This is a genomic window from Pseudomonas sp. 10C3 (assembly GCF_036346185.1).
In the GTDB taxonomy this organism is placed as follows: domain Bacteria; phylum Pseudomonadota; class Gammaproteobacteria; order Pseudomonadales; family Pseudomonadaceae; genus Aquipseudomonas.
Map to the genome: position 1 here is coordinate 1 of NZ_JASJVE010000102.1, position 280 is coordinate 280.

Annotated in this window: 1 protein-coding gene; it reads right to left on the minus strand. The window is 58.6% G+C overall.

Translation table 11 applies throughout. The annotated features are described in order from the left end of the window. Positions 1-280: TonB-dependent receptor (locus tag QN399_RS26300; RefSeq protein WP_330201941.1), on the minus strand; the 280-nt coding region annotated here is incomplete at both ends.

Below are 280 nucleotides of genomic sequence, written 5' to 3' on the forward strand. Positions count from 1 at the left end.
TACATACACTGTGTTGCCGACATCGCCGTAAACCTCATCGACGTAGAAGGCGCCGCCGCCGACGGTCAGCTTGGGCGTGATCTCGTAGGTGGTCCACAGGCTGAAGGAGTTCTTCGGCGTGTTGGGCATCTGATTGCCTTTGTTGGAGCCCGCACTCACGACACCGTTACGCCCGTTGAGGCCGGATTTGACCAGTTCGCTGTCCAGATAGCTGTAGCCCGCAAACACCTGCCATTGTTCGGTGATTTTGCCGCTGGCGGACAACTCGATGCCGTCGACC